The organism is Streptomyces sp. NPDC048172 (assembly GCF_043202595.1).
GTDB lineage: Bacteria > Actinomycetota > Actinomycetes > Streptomycetales > Streptomycetaceae > Streptomyces.
This window is the reverse complement of sequence record NZ_JBIDAT010000005.1, coordinates 454,982-478,782: the sequence shown is the minus strand read 5'-3', so window position 1 is coordinate 478,782 and position 23,801 is coordinate 454,982. Positions and strand designations below refer to the sequence as shown.

At 71.4% G+C, this 23,801-nt stretch carries 19 protein-coding genes and 1 pseudogene; 10 read left to right on the top strand and 10 right to left on the bottom strand.

What is annotated here, in order from left to right; all coding sequences use genetic code 11:
* Positions 1–21: 21 nt before the first annotated feature.
* Positions 22–852, top strand: a complete 831-nt coding sequence (locus ACGF3A_RS23830) for an amidohydrolase family protein (protein WP_393732280.1) — start codon at positions 22–24, stop codon at positions 850–852.
* A gap of 4 nt (positions 853–856) precedes the next feature.
* On the opposite strand, the gene ACGF3A_RS23825 is transcribed toward ACGF3A_RS23830, so the two are convergent.
* Positions 857–1,567: a TetR/AcrR family transcriptional regulator gene (locus ACGF3A_RS23825; protein ID WP_393732279.1), complete on the bottom strand. Its 711-nt coding sequence runs from the start codon at positions 1,565–1,567 to the stop codon at positions 857–859.
* 63 nt (positions 1,568–1,630) lie between these two features.
* On the opposite strand from ACGF3A_RS23825, the gene ACGF3A_RS23820 reads away from it, so the two are divergent.
* Both ACGF3A_RS23820 and ACGF3A_RS23815 read left to right on the top strand, forming a co-directional pair.
* Positions 1,631–2,614, top strand: coding sequence for an ATP-binding cassette domain-containing protein (locus tag ACGF3A_RS23820; protein WP_393732278.1), 984 nt, complete (start codon positions 1,631–1,633; stop codon positions 2,612–2,614).
* 74 nt (positions 2,615–2,688) lie between these two features.
* On the top strand, positions 2,689–3,441 hold the full coding sequence (locus ACGF3A_RS23815; RefSeq protein ID WP_393732650.1) for an ABC transporter permease: 753 nt from the start codon (positions 2,689–2,691) through the stop codon (positions 3,439–3,441).
* Positions 3,442–3,466: 25 nt separating this feature from the next.
* Here the strand turns inward: ACGF3A_RS23815 and ACGF3A_RS23810 are convergent, their stop codons facing one another.
* The 3 genes and pseudogenes from ACGF3A_RS23810 to ACGF3A_RS23800 form a co-directional block, all read right to left on the bottom strand.
* Positions 3,467–4,138, bottom strand: a complete 672-nt coding sequence (locus ACGF3A_RS23810; protein WP_393732277.1) for a FadR/GntR family transcriptional regulator — start codon at positions 4,136–4,138, stop codon at positions 3,467–3,469.
* 62 nt (positions 4,139–4,200) lie between these two features.
* A pseudogene (locus tag ACGF3A_RS23805) lies at positions 4,201–4,511 on the bottom strand (hypothetical protein); the annotation flags it as partial.
* A gap of 60 nt (positions 4,512–4,571) precedes the next feature.
* On the bottom strand, positions 4,572–5,864 hold the full coding sequence (locus ACGF3A_RS23800; protein WP_393732276.1) for an MFS transporter: 1,293 nt from the start codon (positions 5,862–5,864) through the stop codon (positions 4,572–4,574).
* Positions 5,865–5,919: 55 nt separating this feature from the next.
* Here ACGF3A_RS23800 and ACGF3A_RS23795 point away from each other — a divergent pair, with 55 nt between their 5' ends.
* Positions 5,920–6,921 carry a DUF5937 family protein gene (locus tag ACGF3A_RS23795; protein ID WP_393732275.1) on the top strand — a complete coding sequence of 334 codons (1,002 nt, stop codon included), beginning with the start codon at positions 5,920–5,922 and terminating at the stop codon, positions 6,919–6,921.
* 96 nt (positions 6,922–7,017) lie between these two features.
* On the opposite strand, the gene ACGF3A_RS23790 is transcribed toward ACGF3A_RS23795, so the two are convergent.
* The 4 genes from ACGF3A_RS23790 to ACGF3A_RS23775 all read right to left on the bottom strand — a co-directional run bounded on the left by ACGF3A_RS23790 (position 7,018) and on the right by ACGF3A_RS23775 (position 11,999).
* The gene (locus tag ACGF3A_RS23790; protein ID WP_393732274.1) at positions 7,018–8,628 is read right to left on the bottom strand and encodes an FAD-dependent oxidoreductase; all 1,611 of its coding nucleotides are present in this window, start codon (positions 8,626–8,628) and stop codon (positions 7,018–7,020) included.
* Positions 8,629–8,633: 5 nt separating this feature from the next.
* Complete coding sequence (glpK, locus tag ACGF3A_RS23785; protein WP_393732273.1) at positions 8,634–10,178, bottom strand: glycerol kinase GlpK; 1,545 nt, start codon at positions 10,176–10,178, stop codon at positions 8,634–8,636.
* Between the two features lie 52 nt (positions 10,179–10,230).
* Entirely contained in the window at positions 10,231–10,995 is a 765-nt protein-coding gene (locus ACGF3A_RS23780; protein WP_393732272.1) for an MIP/aquaporin family protein, read from the bottom strand.
* A 236-nt stretch (positions 10,996–11,231) separates the two neighbouring features.
* Positions 11,232–11,999 carry an IclR family transcriptional regulator gene (locus ACGF3A_RS23775; protein WP_393732271.1) on the bottom strand — a complete coding sequence of 256 codons (768 nt, stop codon included), beginning with the start codon at positions 11,997–11,999 and terminating at the stop codon, positions 11,232–11,234.
* A gap of 238 nt (positions 12,000–12,237) precedes the next feature.
* Between ACGF3A_RS23775 and metH the strand changes: the two genes are divergently transcribed.
* The 3 genes from metH to ACGF3A_RS23760 all read left to right on the top strand — a co-directional run bounded on the left by metH (position 12,238) and on the right by ACGF3A_RS23760 (position 18,602).
* On the top strand, positions 12,238–15,756 hold the full coding sequence (gene metH, locus ACGF3A_RS23770) for a methionine synthase (protein WP_393732270.1): 3,519 nt from the start codon (positions 12,238–12,240) through the stop codon (positions 15,754–15,756).
* Between the two features lie 96 nt (positions 15,757–15,852).
* Complete coding sequence (locus tag ACGF3A_RS23765; RefSeq protein WP_393732269.1) at positions 15,853–16,554, top strand: HAD family hydrolase; 702 nt, start codon at positions 15,853–15,855, stop codon at positions 16,552–16,554.
* 452 nt (positions 16,555–17,006) lie between these two features.
* Positions 17,007–18,602 (top strand): ABC transporter substrate-binding protein, encoded by a 1,596-nt coding sequence (locus tag ACGF3A_RS23760; RefSeq protein WP_393732268.1) that lies wholly within the window; start codon positions 17,007–17,009, stop codon positions 18,600–18,602.
* 70 nt (positions 18,603–18,672) lie between these two features.
* Here ACGF3A_RS23760 and ACGF3A_RS23755 read toward each other — a convergent pair whose 3' ends face one another.
* Entirely contained in the window at positions 18,673–19,344 is a 672-nt protein-coding gene (locus tag ACGF3A_RS23755) for a response regulator (protein ID WP_393732267.1), read from the bottom strand.
* 74 nt (positions 19,345–19,418) lie between these two features.
* Positions 19,419–20,375 carry a RecB family exonuclease gene (locus tag ACGF3A_RS23750; protein ID WP_393732266.1) on the bottom strand — a complete coding sequence of 319 codons (957 nt, stop codon included), beginning with the start codon at positions 20,373–20,375 and terminating at the stop codon, positions 19,419–19,421.
* 126 nt (positions 20,376–20,501) lie between these two features.
* Here ACGF3A_RS23750 and ACGF3A_RS23745 point away from each other — a divergent pair, with 126 nt between their 5' ends.
* From ACGF3A_RS23745 to ACGF3A_RS23735, 3 genes are all read left to right on the top strand, one after another.
* Entirely contained in the window at positions 20,502–22,061 is a 1,560-nt protein-coding gene (locus ACGF3A_RS23745) for a site-2 protease family protein (protein ID WP_393732265.1), read from the top strand.
* Positions 22,062–22,093: 32 nt separating this feature from the next.
* On the top strand, positions 22,094–22,996 hold the full coding sequence (locus ACGF3A_RS23740) for a tRNA (adenine-N1)-methyltransferase (protein ID WP_393732264.1): 903 nt from the start codon (positions 22,094–22,096) through the stop codon (positions 22,994–22,996).
* Positions 22,997–23,193: 197 nt separating this feature from the next.
* A complete protein-coding gene (locus tag ACGF3A_RS23735) occupies positions 23,194–23,778 on the top strand; it encodes a hypothetical protein (RefSeq protein WP_393732263.1) in 585 nt (194 codons plus the stop codon).
* Positions 23,779–23,801: the final 23 nt, after the last annotated feature.

Sequence of the window (23,801 nt, the reverse complement as noted above, 5' to 3'; positions counted from 1 at the left end):
GACATCGAAGGGCTTGCTGACATGATCCGGATCGACGCGCACCACCACCTGTGGGACGTCGCCCGCCGCCCGCTGCCCTGGATGGACGGCCCCTGGGCCGACCCGGTCAACCGCACCTGGACGGAGGAGGATCTCGCGCCGCATCTGGACACGTACGGGATCGACGCCACGGTCGTCGTCCAGGCGTGCCATTCGGCAGAGGAGACCCGCGAACTGCTCGCCCTCAAGGAACGCTCCGACCGGGTGGCGGCCGTCGTCGGCTGGGCGGACCTGACGGCACCGAACGGTCCCGAACTGCCGCCGGGGCTCGCCGGGATACGTCACCAGACCGAGGGACTTGACGACCCGGAATGGCTCTGCAGGGCCGATGTGCGCGAAGGGCTCGCCCGTCTGGCCCGCGCGGGCCTGGTGTACGACCTTCTGGTCACCCCGAGGGAGCTGCCTTCGGCCGTGGCGACCGTACGCGCGCTTCCGGAGCTGCGGTTCGTCCTCGACCACGCGGCCAAACCGCGTGTCGCGGCGGGGGAGTGGCAGCCCTGGGCGGACCTGCTCGCGGAACTCGCCGCGTGTCCCAACGTGGTGTGCAAGCTCTCGGGGCTGGTGACCGAGGCCGACTGGAAGACCTGGGCGCGCACGGAGATCCTCCCGTACGCGCGCCACGTCCTGGAGACCTTCGGGCCCGAGCGCGTGCTGTTCGGCTCCGACTGGCCCGTGTGCACCCTGGCGGCGAGCTACGACGAGGTGACCGTGCTGGCGGAGGAGGCGACGGCCGATCTGACGGCGGGGGAGCGTGAGGCGATCTTCGGCGGCAACGCGGCCCGCGTGTACGGAATCCCGGCGGGCACCCCCTAGGGCCCTAGACCACGTACGAGTCCAGCACCCGCCGCAGCGCCCGGTCGAACCCCGCCTCCAGGTCGATCGGGCCGCTGTCCTCCGCCAGTGCCGCCGCCAGCCGCGGGTGTTCGCCCTCGGCGAGACGGCGGACGAGGTAGGTGGCGCGCACGGCCTGCTCCTGCTCCTCGCTCCAGGGGAGGGACCGGGTCCGCTCGGCCGTGGCCAGCTCGTTGGAGACGTACGTGGTGACCATCCCGTTGAGCATGGCGAGCAGCTCCAGCTTCGCGCCGGAGGGCGCCTCCAGGCCGTCCATGCAGCTGAGCGCGTGCTCCAGATACCGCAGGCCGTTCGGGCTGAAGCCGTAGACCGGCGACATCATGCGCGGCAGCCACGGGTGGCGGTGCATCAGCGCGCGCGTGCGGTAGGCCATGTCGAGCAGGTCGGCGCGCCAGTCGCCCGAGGGCTCCGGCGAGAGGTCGTACTCGCCGATGACGGCGTCGACCATCAGCTCGTGCAGATCCTCCTTGCGCGGCACGTAGTTGTAGAGCGACATCGTGCCGCAGCCCAGCTCCGCCGCGACGCGGCGCATCGAGACGGCGTCGGCGCCGTCCGCGTCGGCGATCCGTACGGCGGCCTCCGCGATGTCGCCCCGTGTGTACGCGGGCCGGGGGCCGCGTCCCGTCCGCTCGGGACGGGACCAGATCACTCCGGGCTCGGCGGTACGCCCTGACATTGCTCATCACCTCGGGACCCATCCTAGTTACGTACGCCGTACGTAGTGCGCTATGGTGGCCGCATGTCTACTACGTACGCCGTACTTAGTGAGGGCCTGGAGAAGCGCTTCGGCTCCGTGCACGCGCTGCGCGGCCTCGACCTGGAGGTGCCGGAGGGCACCGTCCACGGCCTCCTCGGTCACAACGGGGCCGGCAAGACCACCGCCGTCCGCCTGCTCACCACGCTGCTCGCCCCCGACGCGGGCACCGCGCGGGTCGCCGGGCACGACGTCGTGCGCGCGCCGCACGCCGTCCGCGCGCGCATCGGGGTCACGGGGCAGGACGCCTCGCTCGACGTCGACCTGACGGGCCGCGAGAACCTGCGGCTCTTCGCCCGGCTGCGCCGCCTCTCCGGGGCCGAACGGAACCGCCGTGCCGACGAGTTGCTGGAGCGCTTCGAGCTGACCGACGCCGCCGACCGGCCCGTCAGCACCTGGTCGGGCGGCATGCGCCGGCGCCTCGACCTCGCGGCGAGCCTCGTCACCCGCCCCCAGGTCCTCTTCCTCGACGAACCGACCACGGGGCTGGACCCCGCGAGCCGCCTGCGGATCTGGGACGCCGTCGCCGCACTCGCGGAGCAGGGCACCACCGTGCTGCTCACCACCCAGTACCTGGAGGAGGCGGACCGGCTGGCCCACCGCGTCACCCTGGTCGACCAGGGGCGCGCCACCGTGACCGGAACGCCCGCCGGGCTGAAGGCCCGCGTCGGCACCTACGCCGAGGTCGTCGTCCCCGACGACGCCTCCCTCGCGCCCGCCGCGCACACCCTGGCGTGCCTCACCGGCAGCACGCCCGTGCAGGACGAGGAGAGCCGCACCGTGCGCGCCCGGCTGGCCGGTGAGGAGCGCGAGCTGACCCTCCCCGGACTGGTCCGCGAACTCGACGCCGCAGGCGTCCCGGTGAGCGACGCCGGGCTGCGCGCGCCCAGCCTGGACGAGGTCTTCCTGAGCCTCACCGGCGCGGAGACGGAAGCCCGGAACGACGAGACGAAGGAGCAGGCCGTATGAGTGTCATCGACGTCGACGCCGGGCGAGTGACCGAGGGACGCGGCCCCCGCGCCGCCCTCGCCGACGGCTGGACGATGCTGGGACGGCAGCTCCAGCGCGTCCGGAACAATCCCGGGCTCCAGGTCCTCACCCAGACCATGCCCATCACGATGCTGCTCTTCTTCGGCTACGTGTTCGGCAGCGCCGTCGCCATGCCCGGACAGGAGTACCGCGCGTACCTGGTCCCGGGGCTGCTGTCGGCCACCGCGCTCGGCGGCATCATGACCGGGATGTTCCAGGCCGCGCAGGACACCCACCGCGGCGTGATGGACCGCTTCCGTACGCTGCCGATCAGCCGCTCGGCCGTCCCCGTGGGGCAGGCCGCCGCCGATCTGGTCACCTCGGCCGTGGGCCTCGTCCCGCTCGTGCTGGTCGGGCTCGCCGTCGGCTGGCGGATCGAGGGCGGCGCGGGGGAGGCCGCCGCCGCGTTCGCGCTGCTGCTCCTCTTCCGGCTCGCCTCGACCTGGGTGGGCGCCTATCTGGGGCTGCTGACCCGGAACGAGGAGGCGGCGGGGCAGCTCGGCGGCGTCACGTTCATCCTGCCGCTGCTGTCCAACGCGTACATCCCCTCCGAGGGGCTCCCCGGCGGGCTCCGTACGGTCGCCGAGTGGAACCCGGTCAGCGCGGTGACCTCGGCGCTGCGCGACCTGTTCGGCAACGCGCCCGCACCGGCCGACGCCGCCTGGCCCGTCGCGCACCCCGTCGCGGGCAGTCTGGCGTGGAGCGCGCTGCTGCTCGCCGTCTTCGTCCCCCTGGCCGTACGGCGCTACGCGCGCGGCGGGCGCTGAGGGGCCGAGCGGCCCGCCCGGCACCTCACAGCGTCGAGCGCAGCCACTGCTCCACGCTCGCGATGTGCACCGTCGACCACGACCGGGCCGCCTCCGTGTCGCGGGCCCGGAGGGCGCCGAGGATCTGGCGGTGCTCGTAGAGGGTCCTGCTGACCGCGTCCTCCTGGGTCAGGCCGCGCCACACCCGGGCCCGCGTCGTCGGCCCGGAGAGGCCGTCCAGGAGGGAGCACAGCACGGAGTTGCCCGAGGCGGCCACGATGCGGCGGTGGAACTCCAGGTCGGCGGCGACCAGTTCCTCCACGGACGGCGCCTCGCCCAGCGCGTCGAGCTGCGCCTCCAGCTCCTCCAGCTCGGCCTCCGGGATCCTGGACCCCGCCATCGCGGTCGCGGCGGGCTCCAGGATGCGGCGCACCGCGAGGAACTCCAGCACCGTGTCGTCGCGGTGGAAGTCCACGACGAAGCTCATGGCCTCCAGCAGCAGCTGGGGGTCCAGGCTCGTCACGTACGTGCCGTCGCCCTGGCGCACGTCGAGGATCCGGATCAGGGAGAGGGCGCGCACCGCCTCCCGCAGGGAGTTGCGGGAGAGGCCCAGCTCGGTGGCGAGCTCGCTCTCCTTCGGCAGCCGGTCGCCGGGGCCCAGCGCGCCCGAGACGATCATTCCCTTGATCTTCTCGATGGCCTCGTCGGTAACCGCCACTGTGCCTCCCCGGCTGAAATCCCTGATCCTCACGCCACAGACATCCGATGTCTGGGCCCTCATTATGACCCGGAACCTCCGGACCAGCCCCGCCGGTACGCCTCCCAGTCGCTGTCGGTCGCCTCGAAGCCGACATACAGGGCGAGCCCGAAGCGCCGCCGCCTCCAGGGCGAGCACCGTCTGCTGGGCGACGTAGCCGCCGTAGAGGCTCTCCAGGGGGAGCGCCGTGTCGTACGACATCACCGCGACCTGGTCGAAGTACCGCTGCGACCACCACTTGGGCCGCCCCGTGAGGGCGCCCGCAGTTCGAGTGCGGCCCCGGCAGCGGGTCGATCTGGTGAGTCGCGACCGACAGTACCCCGCCCTCGCCGCGTACGGCGGGCCGCGGCCCGCCGCGCTCGGGATCCGCTTCCGTACCGCCCCCGCGCGCCCTTCAGCGCGCGGAGTGCCCCCGTTCCCCATGGGAGAGGAGGACGCCACGCGCCGCGACCGCCTGGGGCGGGAGGGAGCGGCGCTTGCGGACCGGCGAGAGGAAGACAGGCAGGAACGCCAGTGCCATGCAGCATCCGCCCACCCACAGCGCGACCCGCAGGCCCGTGAACTCGCCCAGCACTCCGGCGACCGCGGAGCCGACGGCGACCGCGCCCGTGAGCATGAAGCGGAAGGTGGCGTTCATACGGCCGAGCAGCGGCTCCGGCGTCAGGCGCTGGCGCAGGCTCACGCCCAGCACGTTGTCCACGCCCATCTTCGCCGCCGTCACCAGCCAGCCCGCACCCGCCAGCCACAGCCAGCCGCCCCGGCCGATCAGCGGTACGACGAGCGCCGCGGGCGCCGCACAGGCCCCCAGGACGCCGAGCGCCCTGCCGTGGCCGAGCCGCGCCGCGAGGGGCCGCGCCAGCCGGGCACCGAGGAAGATGCCGACGCCGCCCGCGGCCCAGTAGAGCCCCAGCACGCCGGCGGACAGGCCGAGTTCGCGGGTGAACAGCACCGGGAGGAGCGTATTGACGATCTGCCCGCCCAGGTTGGCGACCGAGGCGGTGAGCGCGAGGGCGCGCAGCTCCGCGTTGCCGAGCACATGGCGCAGCCCCTCGGCGATCTGCGTCCGCAGCCCCGTGCGCGGCCGCCCCGGTTCCGCTTCCGCGCCGTTCCGCGTCCTGATCCCGACGAGCCGCAGAGCCGAGGCGAGATAGAGGACGCCCACGCCGACGACCGCCACCGGCGCCGTGAGGAGCTGCACGAAGCCGCCGCCCGCGCCCCTGCCCGCCACGTTCCCCGCGGCCTGGAGGCTCACGATCGCCGCGTTCGCGCGGACGAGGCCCTCGCGGCCGGTCAGCATCGGCAGGAAGCTCTGCGAGGCCACGTCGAAGAAGACCGTCGCACAGCCGTTCAGCAGCACGACCACGTAGAGCTGTTCCAGCGTCAGCACGTCCAGCGCCCAGGCCACCGGCACCGAGGCGAAGAGCAGGGTGCGCGTCAGGTCCGCCGCGATGAGCACCCTGCGGTGCCGCATCCGGTCGACCCACGCCCCGGCGGGCAGCCCGATCAGGAGGAACGCCACCGTGCTCAGCGTGGCCAGCAGCCCGGCCTGCCCCGCGCCCGCGCCGAGCGCGGAGACCGCGACCAGCGGGACGGCGACATAGCCGACGTTCGTGCCGAGCTGGCTGAGCGCCGAGGCCGTGAAGAGCGTGCGGAAGTCGGGGATCCCCCAGGGACTTGTCTTGGGCATGCCCGGTACGGTGCCGGGCCCCGTCCCCCCGTACCAATGATTTAGTCTCGGCCGAATGGTGCGCCGTGAGCAGTCGGGGGAGCAGCTGGCGATCGAGTTCTCGGCGGAGGACATGGCCCGTACGCGCTTCGCCGTCTCGCCGCTGTGGGAGGTCGTGGCCAGCGTGCGGGTCCTCAAGGGCGCCGACGGGCAGGGGCTGCACCGGCGCTGGACCGAGCGCGTACGCCCGGCGCTCGCCGCGGCGAAGCTCGACCTCGCGCCCCTGTTCGACCTGATCGCTCTGCCGACGCGCGGAATACCCGGCTTCCTCGTCCCGCCCCCGACCACCCCGCAGCCCTCCCTGGACGTCGAGCTGGCGACGCTGCGCGGCACCACTCGGGCCGAGCTGCGCCGTACGACGACCAAGGCGGCGCTGCCCCGCGTCGACGAGCTGTGCGCCGACCCGGACCGCGGGCTGGGCCGCCTCGCCGAGGTGATCGCCGCGTACTGGGAGGTGGCGCTCGCGCCGCACTGGGCCCGCATCCGCGCCCTGTGCGAGGCCGACATCCGGGACCGCGCCGCGCGCTTCGCGGACGGCGGCGCGCGCAGCCTCTTCTCCGACCTCGGGCCCCGGACGGCCTGGGACTCCGGGACGCTGCGGCTGGAGCACGGCTGCCTCAGCGGGCTGCGGCACCTCGCGGACCGCGGGCTGCTGCTCTGCCCGTCCGCGTTCGTCTGGCCGCGGGTCTTCGTCACCCTGGACGAGCACGAGCCGCAGCCCGCCGTGCGCTATCCGCCGCGCGGCGTCGGCACCCTGTGGGAGCCCCGCCCCTGCCGCCGCAACCGGGCCCTGGCGGCCGTCCTCGGCCGTACCCGGGCGCTGCTGCTCGCCGAGCTGGCCGCGCCCGCGTCCACCACCGGCCTCGCGCACCGCACGGGCCTCTCGCCCGGCGGCGTCTCCCAGCACCTGACGGCCCTGCGCGACGCCGGGCTCGTCAGCGCCCACCGCACGGGACGCGTGGTGCTCTACGCCCGTACGCGCGTCGCCGAGGCCCTCGTGGAGGGCGAGCGGGACTGAGGCACGGGAACGGCGGCACGGCACCGGCGGCACGGGAACGGCCCGTCCGCCCCGGGGGAGCGGGGCGGACGGGCCGTGTGCGCGGCGGCGGGAGGGTCAGGCCTGCCGCTCCGAGAGGATCTTCTCCACGCGCTCGCGGACCTCCGGCGTGTCGAGGCCGCGGATGGTGAGCGTCATCCGGCGCCGGGCCACGTCGTCGACCGTCTCGGCCCACTCGTGGTCACGGGCGTAGACGACCTGGGCCCAGATCTCCGGGCCGTCCGGGTGGACGCGCTCGCCGAGCGAGGGGTCCTCGTTCACCAGCCGGGCGATGTCGAAGGAGAGCGAGCCGTAGTGCGTGGCCAGCTGGCGGGCCGTCAGCGGGTCCATCCGGACGCCCGGCTCGCGGTCGACCAGCAGCCGGTGCGCGACCGCGTTCGGGTTCGAGATGCCGGGCAGCGGGGTGCGCCGCACCAGCTCCTTGACCGGCACCGAGTCCTCGGCGAGGCCGCCGCCGGGCAGCTTCTCCAGCTTGTTCATGACCGTACGGCCGATGTGGCGGTACGTCGTCCACTTGCCGCCCGCGACCGACAGCATCCCGCCGCGGCCCTCGGTGACGACCGTCTCGCGCTTGGCCGACTCGACGCCGCCGGGACCGCCCGGCAGCACGCGCAGCCCGGCGAAGGCGTACGTCATCAGGGAGCGGTCGAGGTCCGTGTCCTTCACGGAGAACGCCGCCTCGTCCAGGATCTGCTGGATGTCGGCCTCGGTCGCCCGCACGTCCGCCGGGTCGCCCGTGTACTCCTCGTCGGTGGTGCCCAGCAGGAGCTGGTCCTCCCACGGCAGCGCGAAGGTGATGCGGTACTTGTCGATCGGGGTCGCCATCGCGGCGCGCCACGGCGACTTCCGCTTGAGCACGATGTGCGCGCCCTTGGAGAGCCGGATGGACTGCGCCGCGCCGCTGTCCTCCATCGTCCGCAGGTGGTCGACCCAGGGGCCGGTCGCGTTGAGCACCAGGCGCGCGTTCACGCCGAACTCGGTGCCGTCCGTACGGTCCTTGAGCTCGGCGCCCGTCACCCGGCCGCGGGTGAAGCGCAGCCCGGTGACCTCGGCGTGGTTGAGGACGACCGCGCCCGACTCGACGGCCGCGCGGACCGTCATGACGGCCATGCGCGAGTCGTTCATCTGGTGGTCGCCGTAGACCGCGACCGCCTTGAGGTTGTCCGTCCGCAGCGCCGGGTTGTCGGCGGCGGCCTTCGCGGGGGAGATGACCCGGCCCACGCCGTCGCCGAAGGCGGAGAGCGCGGAGTACGCGAAGACGCCCGCGCCCAGCTTGGCGGCGCCGTGCGGGCCGCCCTTGTAGACGGGCAGGTAGAAGGTGAGCGGGTTCACCAGGTGGGGTGCCACGTCCTTGGCCAGCACCCGCCGCTCGTGGTGGTTCTCCGCGACCAGCTTGACCGCACCGGTCTGCAGGTAACGCAGACCGCCGTGCACCAGCTTGGAGGAGGCGGAGGAGGTGGCGCCGGCGAAGTCGCCGGCGTCCACCATCGCCACCCGCAGTCCCGACTGCGCGGCATGCCAGGCGACCGAGGTCCCCAGGATGCCGCCGCCGATCACCAGCAGGTCGTACGTCGCGTTCGCGAGCAGCTCTCTGGTCTCGGCGCGGCCAGGATTGCTGCCGGCGGCCGGGTGCGTCCCAAGGGCGGGGACGCTCTGCAGGGTGTTCATCTCTGTCAGTTCTCCTCTTCGATCCAGCCCATGGTCCGCTCGACGGCCTTGAGCCAGCTCTTGTATTCCCGGTCGCGGGTCTCCGCGTCCATGCGGGGGGTCCATTCGGCGGCGCGCTTCCAGTTGGCGCGCAGCTCGTCGGTGTCCGACCAGAAGCCGACGGCCAGACCGGCGGCGTAGGCCGCACCGAGGCAGGTGGTCTCGGCCACCATCGGGCGCACGACGGGGGCGTCAAGGAAGTCCGAGATCGTCTGCATCAGCAGGTTGTTGGCGGTCATGCCGCCGTCCACCTTCAGCGCGGTCAGCTCGACCTCGGAGTCCTTCTGCATGGCGTCGACGATCTCGCGCGTCTGCCACGCGGTGGCTTCCAGCACCGCACGGGCGAGGTGCGCCTTGGTGACGTAACGGGTGAGGCCCGCGATCACGCCGCGCGCGTCCGAACGCCAGTACGGGGCGAACAGCCCGGAGAAGGCCGGCACGAAGTAGGCGCCGCCGTTGTCCTCCACGGAGCTGGCCAGCGTCTCGATCTCGGCGGCGCTGTTGATCAGGCCCATCTGGTCGCGCATCCACTGGACGAGCGAGCCCGTGACGGCGATCGAGCCTTCCAGCGCGAAGACCGGCTTCTGGTCGCCGATGCGGTAGCCGACGGTGGTCAGCAGGCCGTTGTACGAGTTGACGGGCTCGTGCCCGGTGTTCATCAGCAGGAAGGTGCCGGTGCCGTAGGTCGACTTGGCCTCACCGGTGGCGAAACAGGTCTGGCCGAAGAGGGCCGCCTGCTGGTCGCCCAGCGCGGAGGCGACGGGCAGCCCCTCCAGCTCGCCGGTGGCCTCGCCGTACACCTCGGCGGAGGAGCGGATCTCGGGCAGGACCTCCATCGGGATGCCGATGGACTGGCAGATCTTCTCGTCCCACTCCATGGTGTGCAGGTTCATCAGCATCGTGCGCGACGCGTTGGTGACGTCGGTGACGTGCCGTCCGCCGTTCGGGCCGCCGGTGAGGTTCCAGATGACCCACGAGTCCATGGTGCCGAAGAGGACCTCGCCGTTCTCGGCGCGCTGCCGCAGGCCGTCGACGTTGTCGAGGAGCCAGCGGATCTTCGGGCCCGCGAAGTACGAGGCGAGGGGGAGGCCCGTCTCGCGGCGGAAGCGGTCCTGGCCGACGTTGCGGCCCAGCTCGCGGCAGAGGGCGTCGGTGCGGGTGTCCTGCCAGACGATGGCGTTGTGCACCGGCTTGCCGGTGGCCTTCTCCCACATCACCGTGGTCTCGCGCTGGTTGGTGATGCCGAGCGCCAGGACGTCCTTCTTGGTGATCCCGGCCTTCTCCATGGCGCCCGTGACGACCTGCTGGACGTTGGTCCAGATCTCGGTGGCGTCGTGCTCGACCCAGCCCGGCTTGGGGAGGATCTGCTCGTGCTCCTTCTGGTCGACCGAGACGATGCGGCCGTCCTTGTCGAAGACGATGCAGCGGCTGGACGTCGTGCCCTGGTCGATGGCCGCGATGAACGGTCCGCCGCCGTGCGCGGAGGCCGTGGTGGTGTGTGCGTCGCTCATGCTGTGCTCCTGCTCCGATGGTCCGTTGGGTCGGTCGGCCGTGCTGCTGCGCTCATCCCCAGGCGAGGTTGTAGACCCCGCCGGCGATCGCGGCCCCGATCAGGGGACCGAAGACCGGGACCCAGGCGTAGGTCCAGTCGCTGCCGCCCTTGTTGGGCAGCGGCAGCAGTGCGTGGACGATACGCGGTCCGAGGTCACGAACGGGGTTGATCGCGTAACCCGTGGGCCCGCCCAGGGAGAGGCCGATGCCGACCACGACCAGCGCGGTGATGAGGGCGCCCATCTTGCCGAGGCCGACGGTGCCGTCGGCGTCCTTGACCAGACCCTGCGTGAGGATGGCGAGGATCAGCACGAAGGTGGCGATGACCTCGGTGAGCAGGTTGAGCAGCGGCTTGCGCACCTCGGGGGAGGTGAAGAAGACCCCGTGGACCTGGCCCGGGTTCGCGGCCTTCTGCTCAGCCGCCTCGGGCGTCTTGAGCGTGGCCTCGAACTGAGCGTAGTAGGTGATCCACACGAGGATCGCACCGGCCATGGCGCCGAGGATCTGCGCGCCGACGTAGACCGGGACGTCGCCCCAGTCGGTGTCGCCCTTGATGGCGATGCCGAGGGTGACGGCCGGGTTCAGGTGCGCCCCCGAGGTCTGGGAGATGTACGCGCCGGTGAGCACCGCGAAACCCCAGCCGAAGGCGACGGCGACCCATCCGGCTTCGAAAGCCTTCGACCGCTTGAGATTGACGGCGGCGCACACGCCGCCACCGAGGAGCACCAGCACCATCGTGCCGATGAACTCGCTCGTGAAGATGTCGGAGCTGGACACCCGCGACTCCTTTGTCCTTTTGCCCAGATGGAAAGGCGGGCCGGGTAACGTCCGGTGTTCGACATTGTCGACCGCCGAACGGCAGTTTTCTCCCTGGTAGAGATCTCGTCAAGGGGTTGTGACGGAGGACTCCTGAAGGCCCATCCTGGTATCAACTGACCCGGTTGGCACGTTGGCGGCTTTTCACCCCGTTCGCCCCCGGCCACGGACGGGCCGGAGGCGGTACGGGCGCCCCCTCAGAAGCGGCGCAGGGCCCCGAGGTCACGCGAGACCGCGCGAGCGCAGTCCCGTACGGCCGCGACGAGCCGCGGATGCAGCTCCCCCTCGGCGCACACACGCTCGACGGCGCCGGTAATGCCGACCGCGCCCACCGGCATCCGCCGCCGGTCGTAGATGGGGGCGGCGACGGAGGCGAGCCCGTTCCAGGTCTCCTCCACGTCCGCGGCCCAGCCGCGCGCCCGCACCAGCTCCAGCAGCTCCTCGAACGAGCGGTCGTCCGTGACCGTCCGCTCCGTGAACGCCTGCCGCTCCCCGTCCACGGCCTCGCTGTGCGCCACCGGGTCGTAGGCCGCCAGCACCTTGCCCAGCGCCGTGCTGTGCAGCGGCTGCATGGCGCCGACCTCCAGCACCTGGCGGCTGTCGTCCGGCCGGAAGACGTGGTGGACGATCAGCATGCCCTGCTGGTGCAGCACGCCGAGATAGACGCTCTCGCCGCTGGAGCGGGCGAGGTCGTCCGTCCAGACGAGGGCCCGGGCGCGCAGCTCGTGCACGTCCAGATAGCTGTTGCCCAGCCGCAGCAGCTCGGCGCCGAGCTGGTACTTGCCCGTGGCCGCGTCCTGCTCGACGAATCCCTCCTGCTGGAGTGTGCGGATCAGCCCGTGCGCCGTACCCTTGGCGAGATCGAGGGCCGAGGCGATCTCGGAGAGGCCGAGCCGCCGCTCGCCACCCGCCAGCAGCCGCAGCACCGCGGCGGCGCGCTCCAGCGACTGGATGGACCGGGCCATCAGTACCTCCGTGCTCTGCAGTCCCTGAGGTGTTCTTTCGATGTTCGACAATGCCGAACGGTATCGCTTCATGCCGACCACGCGGTAGTCGGGTTTGAGTCGAGATACTCCGCAGGACCTGTCCGGCTGGCGGAATGTCGAGCGGCGCTCTTGCGCGGGCCCTATACGCTGACCGGGTGCGCTGTCTCCGAGAGGGCGGCGCAAAGCCGACAGCCGTCGCATCCCAGGGAGCTCTTCCATGGCCTCGTCGCCGAGCAGTACGTCCGTACCCAAGAACCCCACCCGGGCCGACGCCCTCCGGCAGGCGCTCGCGGAGCGGGTGGTCGTCGCCGATGGGGCGATGGGGACGATGATCCAGGCGCAGGACCCCACTCTCGATGACTTCCAGCAGCTCGAAGGCTGCAACGAGATTCTGAACGTGACGCGTCCGGACATTATCCGCTCCGTCCACGAGGAGTATTTCGCCGCGGGTGTGGACTGCGTCGAGACCAACACCTTCGGCGCGAACCACGCGGCACTGGGTGAGTACGAGATCGTCGAACGGATCTTCGAGCTCTCCGAGAAGGGCGTGGCCATCGCCCGCGAGGTCGCCGACGAGTTCGCCGCCAAGGACGGCCGCCAGCGCTGGGTCCTCGGCTCGATCGGCCCCGGCACCAAGCTGCCCACCCTCGGCCACGCCCCGTACGCCACGCTGCGCGACGCCTACCAGCAGAACGCCGAGGGCATGATCACCGGCGGCGCCGACGCGCTGCTGGTCGAGACGACGCAGGACCTCCTGCAGACGAAGTCCTCGATCATCGGCGCCCGCCGCGCCATGGAGGCCCTCGGCGTCGATCTGCCGCTCATCTGCTCCGTGACCGTGGAGACCACCGGCACGATGCTGCTCGGCTCCGAGATCGGCGCCGCGCTCACGGCCCTGGAGCCGCTGGGCATCGACATGATCGGCCTGAACTGCGCCACGGGCCCCGCCGAGATGAGCGAGCACCTGCGCTACCTCGCCCAGCACTCGCGCATCCCCCTGTCGTGCATGCCGAACGCCGGTCTCCCCGTCCTCGGCAAGGACGGCGCCCACTACCCGCTCACCGCCGGCGAGCTGGCCGACGCGCACGAGGGCTTCGTCCGCGACTACGGCCTCTCCCTCGTCGGCGGCTGCTGCGGCACCACCCCCGAGCACCTCCGGCAGCTCGTGGAGCGCGTACGGGACGCGGAGCCCACCCCCCGCGACCCGCGCCCCGAGCCCGGCGCAGCCTCGCTCTACCAGACCGTGCCGTTCCGCCAGGACACCTCGTACCTCGCCATCGGCGAGCGGACGAACGCGAACGGGTCGAAGAAGTTCCGCGAGGCCATGCTGGAGGCCCGCTGGGACGACTGCGTGGAGATGGCCCGCGACCAGATCCGCGAGGGCGCCCACATGCTCGACCTGTGCGTCGACTACGTCGGCCGCGACGGCGTCGCCGACATGGAGGAGCTGGCCGGACGCTTCGCCACCGCCTCCACCCTGCCGATCGTGCTGGACTCCACCGAGGTGCCCGTCATCCAGGCGGGCCTGGAGAAGCTCGGCGGCCGCGCGGTGATCAACTCGGTCAACTACGAGGACGGCGACGGCCCCGAGTCCCGCTTCGCCAAGGTCACCAAGCTCGCCGGGGAGCACGGCGCGGCCCTGATCGCCCTCACCATCGACGAGGAGGGCCAGGCCCGTACGGTCGAGCACAAGGTCGCCATCGCCGAACGCATCATCGACGACCTGACCGGCAACTACGGCATCCGCGAGTCGGACATCCTCATCGACACCCTGACCTTCACCATCTGCACCGGTCAGGAGGAGTCCCGCAAGGACGGCATCAACACGATCGGGGCCATCCGGGAGCTGAAGAAGCGCCACCCGGACGTCCAGACCACCCTGGGCCTCTCCAACATCTCCTTCGGCCTCAACCCGGCCGCGCGCATCGTCCTGAACTCGGTCTTCCTCGACGAGTGCGTCAAGGCGGGCCTCGACTCGGCCATCGTCCACGCGAGCAAGATCCTGCCGATCGCCCGCCTGGAGGAGGAGCAGGTCAACGTCGCGCTGGACCTGGTCTACGACCGCCGCAGCGAGGGCTACGACCCGCTGCAGAAGCTCATGGAGCTGTTCGAGGGCGCCACCGCGAAGTCCATGAAGGCGGGCAAGGCCGAGGAGCTGGCGGCCCTCCCGCTGGACGAGCGGCTCCAGCGCCGCATCATCGACGGCGAGCGCAACGGCCTGGAGGCCGACCTCGACGAGGCGCTGACCGAGCGCCCCGCGCTGAAGATCGTCAACGACACCCTGCTGGCCGGGATGAAGGTCGTCGGCGAGCTCTTCGGCTCGGGCCAGATGCAGCTCCCGTTCGTCCTGCAGTCCGCCGAGGTCATGAAGACGGCGGTCGCCCATCTCGAACCGCACATGGAGAAGTCGGACGACGAGGGCAAGGGCACGATCGTGCTCGCCACCGTCCGCGGCGACGTCCACGACATCGGCAAGAACCTGGTGGACATCATCCTGTCCAACAACGGCTACCAGGTCGTGAACCTGGGCATCAAGCAGCCCGTCGCCGCCATCCTCGACGCGGCGAAGGAACACAGCGCCGACGTGATCGGGATGTCCGGCCTGCTGGTGAAGTCCACGGTGATCATGAAGGAGAACCTGGAAGAGCTGAACACGCGCAAGATGGCCGACGACTACCCCGTCATCCTCGGCGGCGCCGCCCTCACCCGCGCCTACGTCGAGCAGGACCTGCACGAGGTCTACGAGGGCGAGGTGCGCTACGCCAAGGACGCCTTCGAGGGCCTCTCCCTGATGGACGCGCTGATGGACGTCAAGCGCGGCGTTCCCGGCGCCACCCTGCCGGAGCTCAAGAAGCGCCGGGTGCCCAAGCGCGAGATCGAGATCCCGGAGCAGGAGGTCAACGACGGCTCCGTACGCTCGGACGTCGCGGTCGACAATCCCGTCCCCGAGCCGCCCTTCTGGGGCACCCGGGTGGTCAAGGGCATCCCGCTCAAGGACTACGCGTCCTGGATCGACGAGGGCGCGCTCTTCAAGGGCCAGTGGGGCCTGAAGGAGGCCCGCAAGGGCGACGGTCCCTCGTACGAGGAGCTGGTCGAGACCGAGGGCAGGCCCCGGCTGCGCGGCTGGCTGGAGAAGCTGCACACGGAGAACCTGCTGGAGGCCGCCGTCGTCCACGGCTACTTCCCGTGCGTCTCCAAGGGCGACGACCTGATCCTCCTGGACGAGCAGGGCAACGAGCGCACGCGCTTCACCTTCCCGCGCCAGCGCCGCGGCCGCCGGCTCTGCCTGGCGGACTTCTTCCGCCCGGAGGAGAGCGGCGAGACCGACGTCGTCGGCCTCCAGGTCGTCACCGTCGGCTCGAAGATCGGTGAGAAGACCGCCGAGCTGTTCGCCGCCGACGCCTACCGCGACTACCTCGAACTGCACGGCCTGTCCGTCCAGTTGGCCGAGGCGATGGCCGAGTTCTGGCACGCGCGCGTCCGTTCGGAGCTGGGCTACTCGGGCGAGGACCCCGAGCAGATGCAGGGCATGTTCGACCTGAAGTACCGCGGCGCCCGCTTCTCGCTGGGCTACGGGGCCTGCCCGAACCTGGAGGACCGCGCGAAGATCGCCGAGCTGCTGGAGCCCGAGCGGATCGGCGTCCAGCTCTCCGAGGAGTTCCAGCTCCACCCCGAGCAGTCCACCGACGCGATCGTGCTGCACCACCCGGAAGCCAAATACTTCAACGCCCGCTAAGAGACCGTCGTACACTATTCGGTCCGGTACAGGCCGGTCGTCCCTTCCCGCCGGGAATGGGCGACCGGCCTTCTTGTCCCTGAAGGAGGTGTGCGGATGACCAGCTCCCTACCCGCCGTCGGCACTCTTACGGCCGAAGGCTCAGCTCTCCAGGGCGTGCTGCTCGACATGGACGGCACCCTGGTCGACACCGAGAACTTCTGGTGGGACGCGGAGGTGGAGGCATTCGCGGAACTCGGCCACGAGCTGCGCGAGGAATGGCGTCACGTGGTCGTGGGCGGCCCCATGTCCCGCAGCGCCGGATTCCTCATCGAGGCCACCTCGGCGGACATCGCGCTGGACGAGCTGAGCGTGCTGCTGAACCGCAAGTTCGTGGAGCGCCTGGACCGCGGCGTCGCGCTGATGCCCGGGGCCCGGCGGCTCCTGACGGAGCTGGCCGCGCACGGGGTGCCCGCCGCGCTCGTCTCGGCCTCGCACCGCGTCGTGGTCGACCGGATGCTCGTCTCGCTGGGCCGGGAGAACTTCGCCTTCACCCTCGCGGGTGACGAGCTGCCGCGGACCAAGCCGCACCCGGACCCGTACCTGACCGCCGCGCGGCGCCTGGGGGCCTCTCCTGAGCGCTGTGCGGTCCTGGAGGACACCGTGACGGGGGTGGCCTCGGCGGAGGCCGCGGGGTGCCCCGTGGTGGCCGTTCCGTCGCTCGCCCCGATCGAGCCCGCGCGGGGGCGTACGGTCGTCGGCTCGCTCGAAGAGGTCGACCTCTCCTTTCTGCGTTCTCTGATCTTGGTTTCCCGCTGAGATCTCGCCGAGATCCAGGCGAGATCGCGCCGTGATCGCACCTTGATCACCTAGCCGCAAAGATCATCCTCACCAGTAATAAAGAACGGAAACGCTGGGCGTCGGATCGCTCATTTTCCGTGACCGTGCGAGCGGCCGAGAACCCCAATTCCGGTGTCCGGTCCGTGAATTGACGGAGTGACGTTCCTCACGCGTGTCGGGGTCGACAGAACCTCGGCCATGTGGTGGAACGATGCCTCGGAAGGGGTTCCATGTTCCCTTGTGTCCGCATTGATTGAGGGAAGTGAAGTACGTTCCCGCGTCCGGATAGCGGACAGCACGCTTCTGGTTTCTGTGTGTGAAAGGGGGAGCCCGGAGGCCCCTCGGGATTAGCGGTTCGGGACGATTAATGTCTGTGCACCGGCCATCTGACCTTCCGCAACAAACCCGGCCGGATGAGGAGACCGTCGACCATGAACCGTAGAACTGTGGTGCTGCCCGCGCTGGCAGGACTGCTCGCCCCCGTACTCGCCGCATGCGGGTCGGACGCCTCGGGCGGCGGCGACGGTGATGCCATCGTCGTCGGCACGACGGACCACTTCGTGGCGAACAAGGACACCCCGGCCCCCTTCGACCCGGCCGCCGCCTACGACGTCGCCGCCTGGAACGTCATGCGGAACACCTTCCAGACCCTCGTGCGCCTGCCCCGCACCGGCACCGAGCCCGAGATGGACGCGGCCCGCAAGTGCGGCTTCACCGACGCGCAGAACGAGCAGTTCCGCTGCACCCTCCGCGAGGACCTCGCCTTCTCCAACGGGCACGAAGTCGACGCGAAGGACGTGGAGTTCTCCATCAAGCGCGTCATGGGCATCAAGCACCCCGGCGGCCCCTCGTCCCTCTTCGCCAACGTGGACCAGGTCGAGGCCGCGGGCAAGCGCGAGATCGTCTTCCACCTCAAGTCGCCCGACGCGACGTTCCCGTACAAGCTCAGCACCCCCGCCGCCGCGATCGTCGACAGCGAGGTCTACCCGAAGAACCGTCTCGCCAAGGGCTTCAAGGTCACCGGCTCGGGCCCGTACGCGCTCGACGAGTTCCGCAACGGCTCCGACAAGGCCGTGCTCACCAAGAACTCGCACTACGAGGGCGGCCTGGAGATACGCAACGACAAGATCGAGATGCGGTTCTTCGACACCCCGGACGGCATGGAGAAGGCCCTGCGGTCGAAGAAGATCGACGTCATGGGCCGCACCATCTCGCCCGACCAGGTGCAGAAGCTCGACCTCGCCACGGACAAGGGCATCAAGCTGGTCGAGCAGCCCGGCCAGGAGATCCGCTACATCGCCTTCAACACCAAGCACCCGGTCGCGGGCAAGCAGGCCGTCCGCCAGGCCATGGCGGAGCTCGTCGACCGTAAGAAGATCGTCACCGACGTCTACTCCGGCAGCGCCGAGCCGCTCTACAGCCTCGTCCCCGGCGGCCTCCCCGGCCACCGCAACTCCTTCTTCAGCCGCTACGGCGAGCCCGACACCGCCTCCGCCAAGAGCACCCTCGCCAAGGCGGGCATCGACACGCCGGTGAAGCTCACGCTGACGTACACCAAGGACCACTACGGCGAGGCCACGGCCAAGGAGTTCGCCGCCCTGCAGAAGCAGCTCAACGACAGCGGGCTGTTCGAGGTGAAGACCCACGGCGTGATGTGGGACAAGTACCGCCCGGCGGCGACCAGCGGCAAGTACGCCGCCTACGGCTACGGCTGGTACCCGGACTTCCCCGACGCGGACAACTTCATCGCCCCGTTCTTCCAGGACGAGAACTTCCTCGGCTCGCCGTACCGCAGCAAGGAGATCGACAAGATCGTCCCGCAGACCCGGCGGCAGAGCGAACGCGCCCGCACGGGCACGGCCTTCGGCCGCGCGCAGGACATCGTCGCCCGCGACGTCCCCGTGCTCCCACTCTGGCAGGGCAAGCAGTACATCGCCGCGCGCGACGACATCACCGGCGTCGAGTGGGCACTCAACTCGGCCTCCGTGCTCCAGTTCTGGGAGCTGGGCCGGGGCGCGAGCGACTGACGCCGCCCCGCTTTACCCCTTACCCCTCACCCCTCACCGGCAGGGCATCAGGCCCGGGACACCGTGCGCGTCACGGGGTCCCGGGCCTGACCAGTCCGCTCTCGTACGCGTACACCGCGGCCTGGACGCGGTCGCGCAGGCCCAGCTTGGTCAGCACATGGCCGACGTGCGTCTTGACGGTCGTCTCGCTGACGAAGAGGTCGGCGGCGATCTCCGCGTTCGACAAACCGCGGGCCACCAGCTTCAGCACCTCGACCTCGCGCTCGGTCAGCTGGGTCAGCGTGTCCGGCACCGGCTCCTCGCCCGAGGGCAGCTTCCCCGCGTACTTGTCCAGCAGACGGCGCGTGATGCTCGGGGCCAGCATCGCCTCGCCCGCCGCGACCACCCGGATGGCCTGCACCAGCTCCCCGGCGGGCGCGTCCTTGAGCAGGAAGCCGCTCGCACCGGCGCGCAGCGCCTCGACCACGTACTCATCCAGGTCGAACGTCGTCAGGACCAGCACCTTCGCCGGGCCGTCCTTCGCGGGGCCCGTGATCCGGCGGGTCGCCTCCACGCCGTCCATCCGCGGCATGCGGATGTCCATCAGCACCACGTCGGGCTGGAGCGCACGCACCTGGTCGAGCGCTTGCAGGCCGTCCCCGGCCTCGCCCACCACCGCTATGTCCTGCTCGGCCTCCAGGATCATCCGGAAGCCGGTGCGCAGCAGAGGCTGGTCGTCGACCAGCAGTACGCGGATTGCCACGGAAACTCCTCCAGGGGGCGGCGAGCGGGGACACCCTCCCGGCCCGCACCGGGGAGGGTGGGCCCCATTCTTGCCTAAGCCACGGGGCCGGACCCGGCGGGCCCTCCCGACCCGGCCGCGTCCGCGGCCGGATCCACGGCCGGGTCCACGGCCGTGGCCGCGGTCGCTTCCCCCGCGCCCTCCGGCTCCCTCGGCTCCGGCAGCCGCGGCTGGATGGTCAGCGGATACGGCGGGGGAGTGCCGCCGAACTCCGGACAGTGGGCCTGGTGGTCGCACCAGTCGCACAGCCTGCTGCGCTTGGGCCGCCAGTCCCCGGACTCCGTCGCCCGGCTGATCGCGTCCCACAGCGCCAGCAGCTTCCGCTCCACGCCGCGCAGGTCGTCCTCGTCCGGGTCGTACGTCAGCACGTCGCCGCTGCCGAGGAAGACGAGCTGGAGCCGCCGGGGCACCACCCCGCGCAGCCGCCACAGCACCAGCGCGTAGAACTTCATCTGGAAGAGCGGACCGTCCGAGAACTCGGGCTTCGGGGCCTTCCCCGTCTTGTAGTCCACGATGCGGACCTCGCCCGTGGGGGCGATGTCCACCCGGTCGATGATCCCGCGCAGCCGCAGGCCGGAATCCAGCCGCGCCTCGACGAACAGCTCGCGCTCCGCGGGCTCCAGCCGCGTCGGGTCCTCCAGCGAGAACCACCGCTCGACCAGCGCCTCGGCCTCCGCCAGCCAGCGCGCCAGCTCGGCCCCGTCCTCGGCGTCCTCCGCGAAGAGCTCGGCCAGCTCCGGGCGCTTCGCCAGCAGCCGCTCCCACTCGCCTGCGACCATGGAACGGGCACGCGGCGCGCTGCGCTCACCGGCCGGGGCGTCGAAGAGTCTTTCCAGCACCGCGTGCACCACCGTGCCCCGGGTGGCGGCGGCGGAGGGCTTCTCCGGCAGTTTGTCGATCACCCGGAAGCGGTAGAGCAGCGGGCACTGCATGAAGTCGCTTGCCCGGGACGGGGACAGCGAGGTCGGCGGTGTGGCCGCGCGCGTTCTCATGGGGTAAGACCCTACGGCCCACCACTGACAGCGGACACTTACCATCGACGGCAGACGCCCCCGTATCGCATGATCACCGGAACCGCGTGGGACGCGGGGTGCGAGGGCAGCAGCAGAGGGGAACCCGTGGCGGACACGGACAACGACGGGAAGCCGCGGACCGACGGCTCGGACGAGGACAGCGGCGAGAGCCGCCCTGCGCCCGCGCCCGCATCCGCGGACGAGCCGGCGCCCGACGCCGGAAAGGACGACGCCACGGAGAAGCGGGACGTGCGCGACGCGCGTACGGACGGCGAGCGGGACGCCCCCGAGGGCGAGCGGAAGGACGACGCCGCGCCCGAGCACCTTCGGGACCCGGAAACGAACCCGGCGGACCCGGCTTCGGAACCGCGCCCCGGACCCGCGCCCGCGGGCGCGCGCGTGGAGATGGGGAAGCCCGGGAAGCCCGCGGACACGAGTGAGCGGGAGAAGCCCGGCTTCTCGACCCCGGCAGCCCCCGCGGCCGCCGCGGCCGCCGCCAAGGAGACCGAGCGCCCCAAGCCCGGTGGCGGCATCCTCATGGGCCGCCCCTTCGGCGTGCCCGTCTACGTCGCGCCCTCCTGGTTCCTCGTCGCCGCACTCATCACCTGGGTCTTCGGCGGCCAGCTCGACCGCGTCCTGCCCCACCTCGGCATGGCCCGCTACCTCATCGCGCTCTTCTTCGCAGTCGCGTTCTACGCCTCCGTCCTCGTGCACGAGCTGGCCCACGTGGTCGCCGCGCTCCGCTTCAAGCTGCCCGTGCGCCGCATCCAGCTCCAGTTCTTCGGCGGCGTCTCCGAGATCGAGAAGGAGTCGGAGACCCCCGGCAGGGAGTTCGTCCTCGCCTTCGTGGGACCGCTGCTCTCGCTCGTACTGGCCGGGGTCTTCTTCGTCGGGATGCGCGCCGTCGAGCCCGGCACCGTGCCCGGCGTGCTGCTCGCGGGGCTGATGGTCTCCAACCTGATCGTCGCGATCTTCAACCTGCTCCCCGGGCTGCCCCTGGACGGCGGCCGTATGCTCCGGGCCGTCGTCTGGAAGATCAGCGGCAAGCCCATGACCGGCACGATCGCCGCCGCCTGGACGGGCCGCGCGCTCGCCGTCGCCGTCCTGATCGGCCTGCCCCTGGCCACCCACGCGGGCGGCGTCTCGCGCGACGGCATCAGCGGCATGGACTCGCTCACCGACGCGCTGCTCGCCGCGATCCTCGCCGCCATCATCTGGACGGGCGCCGGGAACAGCCTCCGGATGGCCCGGCTGCGCGAGCACCTGCCGGAGCTGCGCGCCCGCGCGCTCACCCGCAGGGCCGTCCCCGTGGAGACGGACACGCCCCTGTCCGAGGCGCTGCGCCGGGCCAACGAGGCGGGGGCCCGCGCCCTCGTCGTGGTGGACGCCAAGGGCGACCCGCTCTCGCTCGTCCGCGAGGCCGCCATCGTCGGCGTCCCCGAGCACCGCCGCCCCTGGGTCGCCGTCAGCACCCTCGCCCAGGACCTCAAGGAGGGCATGCGCGTCCCCGCCGAGCTGGCGGGCGAGGACCTCCTCGACCACCTGCGCGCCACCCCCGCCACCGAGTACCTGGTGGTCGAGGAGACCGGCGAGATCTACGGCGTGCTCTCCACCGGCGACGTCGAGCGTGCCTTCGTCGCGGCCATGGCGAAACCCTCGGCGTAATCCGGACCTCGCGAACCCGCTAGGCTGTGCGTATGTCCGAACCGACCGGTGCCGCCCGCCGTCGCGGGCCCTTCAAGGTCGGGGACCAGGTCCAGCTCACCGATCCCAAGGGACGCCACTACACGATCACCCTCGAAGAGGGAAAGAGCTTCCACACCCACAAGGGAGCCTTCCCCCACGACGAGCTGATCGGAGCTCCCGAGGGCAGTGTCGTCCGTACCACGGGAAACGTCGCCTACCTCGCGCTGCGCCCCCTGCTCCCCGACTACGTCCTGTCCATGCCGCGAGGCGCTGCCGTCGTCTATCCCAAGGACGCGGGCCAGGTCCTCGCGATGGCCGACATCTTCCCCGGCGCCCGCGTCGTCGAGGCGGGGGTCGGCTCCGGCTCGCTGAGCACCTTCCTGCTCCGCGCCATCGGCGACCAGGGCATGCTGCACTCCTACGAGCGCCGCGCCGACTTCGCCGAGATCGCCCAGCAGAACGTCGAGCGCTACTTCGGCAGCCCGCACCCCGCCTGGACGCTCACCGTCGGTGACCTTCAGGACAACCTGTCCGACACCGACGTCGACCGCGTCATCCTGGACATGCTCGCCCCCTGGGAGTGCCTGGAGGCCGTCTCCAAGGCCCTCGTCCCGGGCGGCATCCTCTGCGCGTACGTCGCCACCACCACGCAGATGGCCCGCACGGTCGAGTCGATCCGCGAGTTCGGTACGTTCAACGAGCCGCAGGCCTGGGAGACGATGGTGCGGAACTGGCACGTCGAGGGCCTCGCCGTGCGCCCCGACCACCGCATGATCGGGCACACCGGCTTCCTGCTCACCGCGCGCCGCCTCGCCGACGGCGTCGAGCCGCCCCTGCGCCGCCGCCGCCCCGCCAAGGGCGCCTACGGCGAGGACTACACCGGCCCCGGCAGCCAGTCCGGCGCCAAGGCGTAACCGCCCGTCCCCGCCCGTTCCCGTACGGCCCCGCCGTCCCGTTCACCCCACGTGAACCGGACAGCGGGGCCTTCGTGTTGAAGCGCCCCCGAAGCGGCCCTGGGCAGGACCCCACCGTTCCCCGCCGGTGTGACGTATGGCACGATGCTTGGCACCTCACCTTGCTCCCGCACCGCCTCTCACAGGAGTCGCCCGGCGTGACGGAACTGCCGCACACCCGCACCCGCACGGTTCACTGGGTCGCCACGGCGGCCGCCCTCGCCGCGCTGCTCGGCGCTTCCGCCCTGATTCAGCCATCCGACGCCACCGCGAACCCCACGGCCACCCGGGCCCCCGCGAGCACCGCGCCCGACGCCGCCAAGGCCGAGTACCCGCTGCGGTGCGCCCCCGGCGGCCCGGCGAAGGCCCAGGGCGAGCGGCAGGTGCAGCTCGTCGAGAAGGGGACGGCGGACTTCGACGGGGACGGCACCGCCGAGACGATCGCCGTGGTGCGCTGCAAGGCCGAGGGCGGCACGCCGCCCAGCGCGGTCTTCGTCCTGACGGCCCCGGAGGCCCGGGGCGGGCGCGCCCACGTCGCCGCCACCCTCGTGTCGCAGAAGGAGGGCATGACGGTGAAGGGCCTCAAGGTCTCCGGACGCACGATCTCCGCGACCCTCGTCGGCTACTCCTCGCCCGAGGTCCCCCGCTGCTGCCCGGACAAGCAGCGCAAGGTCAAGTGGGAGTGGAAGGACGGGAAGTTCGCCCTCACCCCCGGCCCCGTCGCGGGCAGCGCCAGCGTGTGACCTTGGCCGAAACCCGACGGGCT